The organism is Methylacidimicrobium tartarophylax (genome assembly GCF_902143375.2).
Classification (GTDB): Bacteria; Verrucomicrobiota; Verrucomicrobiia; order Methylacidiphilales; family Methylacidiphilaceae; genus Methylacidimicrobium; species Methylacidimicrobium tartarophylax.
Window position 1 is genome coordinate 1 of sequence record NZ_CABFVA020000129.1, and the last position, 6,352, is coordinate 6,352.

Annotated in this window: 4 protein-coding genes; 2 read left to right on the plus strand and 2 right to left on the minus strand. The window is 63.8% G+C overall.

Annotated elements, in window-relative coordinates; all coding sequences use genetic code 11:
- Positions 1–839, plus strand: an 839-nt coding sequence (locus tag MAMT_RS11040; protein ID WP_142661080.1) for a glycosyltransferase, incomplete at its 5' end; no start/stop codon positions are given.
- Between the two features lie 83 nt (positions 840–922).
- On the plus strand, positions 923–3,523 hold the full coding sequence (locus MAMT_RS11045; RefSeq protein WP_142661081.1) for a glycosyltransferase: 2,601 nt from the start codon (positions 923–925) through the stop codon (positions 3,521–3,523).
- A 63-nt stretch (positions 3,524–3,586) separates the two neighbouring features.
- On the opposite strand, the gene MAMT_RS11050 is transcribed toward MAMT_RS11045, so the two are convergent.
- Together MAMT_RS11050 and MAMT_RS11055 are read right to left on the minus strand one after the other, a co-directional pair.
- Positions 3,587–4,012 carry a hypothetical protein gene (locus tag MAMT_RS11050; protein ID WP_142661082.1) on the minus strand — a complete coding sequence of 142 codons (426 nt, stop codon included), beginning with the start codon at positions 4,010–4,012 and terminating at the stop codon, positions 3,587–3,589.
- A gap of 327 nt (positions 4,013–4,339) precedes the next feature.
- A partial coding sequence (locus MAMT_RS11055) for a glycosyltransferase family 2 protein (protein ID WP_142661083.1) occupies positions 4,340–6,352 on the minus strand: 2,013 nt, incomplete at its 5' end.

Sequence of the window (6,352 nt, forward strand, 5' to 3'; positions counted from 1 at the left end):
GGCGGATCATCCGCCAGCCCAACCTCTACCTGGGCGCCGCTCGAAACCGGGCCGCGCGAGAGGCAAAAGGAGACTTCTTTCTCTTCATGGACGATGACAACCTCGCCGAGCCTCACGAAATCTCGACCTTCGTCCGGGTCGCGCTGCGGACCGGCGCGGCGATCCTGACCTCGGCCCAGAGGGATTTTGAGGGCAAGGAACCGTTTCGGGCGGATGAGGGAAGCAGCTATGTCTTCGCCCCCTTGGGGCCTGCGATCTCTACGGGAGTCATCCATAATTTCTTCGGAGACGCCAACGCCTTCGTTCGGCGGGATGCCTTGGAAGCCACCGGAGGCTTCCGCGAGGATCGCTCTGTCCCCTGCGAGGATTGGGAGTTTTTCGCCCGCGCCGTTCTCGCCGGCTTTCCGCTCGAAACGATCCCCGATCCCCTGTTCCGGTACCGAAGGTCGCGGGATGGGATGTACGCAAGCACGAGTCTCGCGGCGGGAATGCTGCGTGCCCTGCGCCCGTACCGGGAAGCCTTCCCCTCCCTTTCCGGAGCGCTCTTGCTGACCCAGGGCAAGTTTGCTCAAGCCGAGGCTTTCTGGCGGGAAGCAGGCGGGACTCGCCACGAACTGGAGACCACTCGCCAGGAACTGGAAGCCACTCGGGAACAACGGGATCGCGTTCAGAACATCCTCAATCAGAAGGAGCGGGATCTTTGGAAGGCGCGAGACGAGCTTTCCCGCATCCACCGATCCCGGATCTGGCGCCTGGGCGTTCGACTCCGGCGATGGGAGCAGAAGCTCCGGGAGGCGCGCAGGGCCTTGTTCCCCCGCTTGGGCGGGCCGGAACGATAGCCCGAAGAGGGTTCTGTTTCGATCGGCTTTTCTCTTGCGCTGCGGCGGCCGCTCGGATACGGAGAAAAGACTTTTGTTTTTCGATGGAAGCGATCCGAGGCGGGGAGTCTTCCCCGATGCGGGAGACGAGGAAGCGGCATGCCGTCTTTACCTTAGCCACTCCCGACCGAATCGCCCACGCGCGAGTTCTGCTGACCAGCCTTGCCCGCCATGACCCTTCCTGGGAGCGGCACGTCTTCGTCATCAATCGAGATGACGGGCCCCCTGCCTTCTCCGGCGGGCTTGCGATCCAAAGATCGCTCCAGGACCTGAACCTCCCCGACTTGCCCAGCCGATTTGCCTGGTACGAGATCTTTGAGGCGGTCAACTCGCTCAAGCCCTACGGCTTCCGGCGGCTCTTCGCCGATGGCTTCGATGTGGTCCTTTACCTCGATGCCGATATCAAGGTCTATTCAGAGCTTCTTGAGGTCCGCGAGGCCCTTTCCCAACACGCCCTCCTGCTCACCCCTCACCTGACTCACCCTTTGCCCCCGGACGGTCTTCTGCCGACCGATGCGATCATCCGCCATTCCGGCAGCTTTAACGGGGGCTTTCTCGCCATGCGGAATACGCCCGAAACGCGCTCCTTTCTCGACTGGTGGGAGCGGACTCTCGCCCTCGATTGCCTCCCCTCGAGCTGCCACGATCAGGCTTGGCTCAACTACGCTCCCTGCTTCGTTTCGGATAGCATGGTGCTCCGTCATCCCGGATATAACCTCGCCTATTGGAACCTTCCGCATCGTGGGCTTTCCTGGGTCGAAGGGGAAGCTCCCCGATGCGCGGGAGGGCTGCCCGTCCGCTTCTTCCACTTCAGCGCCTTCGACTGGCGGAAGCCGGAGGTCCTCTCCGGATGGGACACCCGATTCCGGGCCCTAGGGCTCCCTCCCGCCGTCTCAGCGCTCCTCCAGGATTATGTCCTCTCTTTGCGATCCGAAGGGATCGAGCAGTGGAGCCAAGCCGGTGCCCGCCTCGGGCTGGCGGACGGTCATGCCATCCCAGGCTTTCTTCGTGACTGGCTGCGCCAGGAGCCGGCATTTCAAGCGGTAGCTCGGGCAGGATGGCAAGGCGGCCCGATCGAAGAGGCCATCGGGGAGTTCCTGTTACTGCCGGACCGGGCCTACCCCTGGCTGCCAACCTTTCTGGGCCGGGCTTTGGACTCGATCCCGGGGCTCCGGCAGACCTTTCCGTGCGAATCGGGCTTCTTCCTTCAGGACTTGGCGAGCTGGTTCGAGAGCGTGGGGTGCCGCGACGCGGGCTTCGGCTCTCTTTTCCCCTCGCACGGCTGGTGGACCCGAGAGTGTGGGTGGGAAAAGCATCTGCGGCGGGGGCTGGAGCGGTGGCTGCGGCGCAGGCGGGGCCTTGCCCGCCGCCAGGCCTACTTTCGCCTCGCGCGGACGCTGCGCAACCGGCTCCTGGAAAAGAACCGAAAGAAGGAGCCGCCACCACAGATCAGCATCGATGAAAAGCCGCTGATCCATGTCTACGGTTACTTTCTGAAGCCCATCGGCCTGGCCGAGGCCGCCCGCGGTACGGTCCGGGCGTTGCAGCGGCTCGGCTATCCCCATCGCGCGATCTGCGTACAGGCCGGCGACTGGAGCGGCGAAGGCGCTTCCTCCATCCGATTCAGCCTTCCCACCCGCCGGGCGCACATCGACCTCCTCCATGCGCAGTGGTATCTCCTGCCCGATCTTCTCAAACAGCATCCGGAGATTCTCCATTGGCCCAAGCCCCGCGTCGCCTTTTGGGCGTGGGAGCTTCTCGAAGCTCCGCCGGGAGCCCGGGAGGCTTCGGCGCACGTTGAGGAAATCTGGTGCCCGTCGGAGTTCAATGCGAAGGTCTTCGGCCAAGCGACCGGCAAGACCACGCGCGTTGCCTGGCACAACCTCGACCTGGAGTCGATGGCCCGGGATGCGGACCTATCGATTGCCGAGGAACTTGGCCTTGCGGGCAAATGCGTCTTCCTGACCGCCGCCGACTTCCTTTCGGACCCGGAGCGCAAGAATCCTCTTTTGGCCCTCCGGGCTTACGTACAGGCCTTTCCGAAACCGGCGGAAGACCGGCTGCTTCTTCTGAAACTTACCGATGTCGAGGGAGACGCCGACTACTTCGAGCGACTCCGCTCCGAAGCGGCACGGCGGCCCGACGTGCGGTTCTGCCGCCTTCGGATCCCGAGAGCCAGGATGCTTGGCCTGCTCCACGCCTCCACGGCCCTGGTTTCGCTCCATTCCAGCGAGGGCTTCGGGTTGCCGATCGCCGAAATGCTCTCTCTCGGGAAACCCGTCGTGGCCACCGCTTACGGCGGGAACATGGACTACTGTACCGCTGAGAATACGCGGCTGGTCGGCTATCGCGTGGTCCCCATTGCTCGGGATTTCCGGGTTTATCGCAAAGGAGCCCTTTGGGCCGAGCCGCTTTGGGAGGAAGCCGTTCCCTACCTCCAGGCGATCTACCAGGAGTGGCTCCAGGGAGATCACCGGAAGCTTCGCCCCAACGCGTGGATTAACGATCGCAGCTTTGCGATGTATGCGGAAAACCTGCGAGCGCTCGAGCGGCTGCTCCAGCCGGCGCCCATCGAGATCCAGAGCCGGACCATGTCGGCAACAGGGTCCGCATCGGCCACGGCGGTCCCGGTTTCCGCCCCGTAAGACATCGGAGCAGCGAAGGCGGTCAAACAAGGCCATTCGACGCCAAGCAACCGCTCGACTGACTCACTTCTTCGTGGGTCGGGTCGAAAGCAATAGCGTAACGGCGTCTCCTCCCCAGAACTCGCCCTCTTCGAGCAGATGGAAACCCGCCGTCCGGCAGAGCGCCCAGAGCGCCGCGGGCCGAGGCAGCCACCACCAGGGGCCAAAATCTTCGATTCGCCAGGTGGGGTTCTCCCGCGTCAACCCCACCGCTCCATCCCCGACCAGGTCTTTCCAGTAGTCGGCAACCGCCTCCTTTTCGGTCCCCTCCAGGGCGGGGAGGAATAGACACGCCACTTCCGGAACGCGAAGCGGCCCGGCCACATGGGGATATTGGCTCCGAGCGACAACGGAAGTAAGGACGAGGTGCTCCCCTGTGATCCGCTTGAGCGCGAGCAAGAGGTGCAACGGATTGGGGATATGGTAGAGCACTCCGCTGCAGGACCACATCGAAGAGCGGCGGATCGGGCGTTTCAGCGAGCCGGACGATGTCGGAGCTCACGCAGGTGACCGCCGGCACCCCGAGCTCCCGCCTCCGTTCCTCGAAAGCGGACCAAACCGAATCGGCCGCAGGTGCCGCATCAATCATCGTCCAGGACCGCGCTCCGAGACGATGCGCCACCGAGACCCTCTCGTTGATCGTTCCCCAAAGCCCGCCTACTTCGGCAAAGGAACGGCCCGAAACGACGGCGGCCAAATAACGATCCCGAGGATCGGTCTCTTCTTTTCTCTAGAGTTCCATGGATGGCGCATCCTATCCGCCTCTCGACAGCCAGGTCAAGGGCGTGGCGAAACGGGTTTTGCGCCACCCGCCACGTGGCGAAGGAGCGCCTTGCGGGCCTTCCGCATCGTACGCTCGATCTCCCGCAAGGCTCCCGGCCGCTTTGTCGGAATCGGAAGAGATGGAGGGGTGCGGAGCGCCTCGGAGAGGTTGCGCACCTCGGCTTCCAGCGCCTCGATCCGCAGGGCCTGTCCTTGTACCAAGGAGACGAGCTCGCGCAGGCCAGGAAGGAGTGCTTTCTCGAACGGGCGTCGAACCGCACGACGGTTAGCCTGCGGGCTGGACATGCGGAAGCGTCCCCGCGGCTGTACCCGATAGTAAAAAAGCGGGCGCGGAATCGCTTCGATCCGGAAGCCCGCGAGCCCCGCCCGGATGAAGAGCTCCCAGTCTTCGGAAAAACCGTCGTCCTCGCTGAAACCGCCCACGGCCACAAAGACTTCGCGCCGAATCAGCGCGTTGGTGTCGCCGAAACAATTGCGAAAGAGTCCAACTGACAGAAAGGGACCGGGAAAGATGCAGACACGATCCGGAGGGCTCCCAAGCGGAGGCGGCTCGTCACCCTTGAAGACGGCCTGGGCGCAGGTAACGATATCCGCGCCCGTCTTTCGGGCTACCCGCACAAAGCAGGCGATCTCCTCCGGCCGGGCGACATTGTCGTCATCCATGAAGAGCAGGAATTCCCCCCGCGCCGCCTTTGCAGCGAGGTTTCGGGCGGCCCCGGGTCCCCGGTTCTCCAACCGCAGGATCCGCCAGCCTCTTTGCGAGAACTCGGCGTCCAGGTTTTCGAGGAAAAGGGATGATTCCGGCCGTTCGCTCCCGCTATCGGCTAAGACAACCTCGAAATGAGGATAGTCCTGGGCACGCAGGGAATCGAGCGCCTGCGCCAGGAGCTGTGGACGATCGTGATGGACGAGGCAGACGCTGACCAGGGGAGGAGGTTCCGCCGGCAACGCCTCCTCTGCGGGTTCGCGCGCAGACTCCAGCCAGCCAAAAAGCCCGTCCTCGGCAGCGGGAAAAACCGCATCGGCCCGAAGGGCGCTTTCCCGTTCCAGAAAGGTCGTCTCCAGCTCAGCGAGGTCTTGGAGTTCCTCCTCGCCTGGGTCCCCTCCGGCCACAAGCATGGTCCGAGCAAAGGCCAGCCCTTGCCTCTTGGCGACCGAAGCGAAATACCCAATCCCGGAGCGCACGGGGAAGTGGACGAGAGCAAATTTCTCCTCCCTCTCGCTCAGCCAGAGGAAGGCGAGGTAGGACTCGCGGGCGGCGGCACTCCAGTGGCCCTCGATCCAGGGGGTCTTGGGCTCTTGCAGGGCCACATGACGAAGAGCGGAGGACCCCGCACCGCTGGATGTGGAGAGAGCGGCTTGCGCCGGATCTGCCCCCGCTTGAAGAAGCGTGACCTCGCGGCCGGAGGAAACAAGCCGCCCTGCCAATCGGACGAAAGCAGCGCCCTCCGGAGTGGAAAGAGCCAGCGACCTGGGGAGCAGGAGGCAAATTCCGGGCGGGGCTTCCGTCGGCGCTAAAGACATAGGGTGTCCCCGCGTTAAAGAACAGTTGGCGATTGGCTCCATATACCAACCTAGGGTCCAGGTCAATGCCAAACCCTCCGGCTGTCGTAAGCAAGGGAAGCGACCGCCGCGAGGACAGATGAAGTGACCGCTTGGGTATTGGGGGCTGGAGAGTTCATGAGGGCCTGCTTGTTCGGCTCTCCCGCTTTCCGGGCCTTTCTCCCGGAGCCTTCGACCGCCGGCGTTGCTTCCGTCAGCCGCTTCGACCGCCTCCGGCTGGAGTAATAGATGCTGGGTGAGATGACTCCCGACCCACCGAGCGAATTCGCCCTTGGTCAGGACGCACAGGGAAGTCGGGTCAACTCGTAATCGCTGCCCTTTGCCCGCCAGAATCGCCGTGCGGATCGCCGGCGTGGTCGTCGCATCCTTGTGCAGGGTGATCCTCCTATCTTTCCCTCGGGTTTCCCGCTTGCCGCAACCTCCCGAAGCACCGCACGCCCGATC

What these genes read in the sequence shown, in the direction of transcription:
- MAMT_RS11050 (WP_142661082.1), bottom strand. Translation starts at nt 4,012, where the DNA reads ATGTGGTCCTGCAGCGGAGTGCTCTACCATATCCCCAATCCGTTGCAC.
- MAMT_RS11045 (WP_142661081.1), top strand. Translation starts at nt 923, where the DNA reads ATGGAAGCGATCCGAGGCGGGGAGTCTTCCCCGATGCGGGAGACGAGG.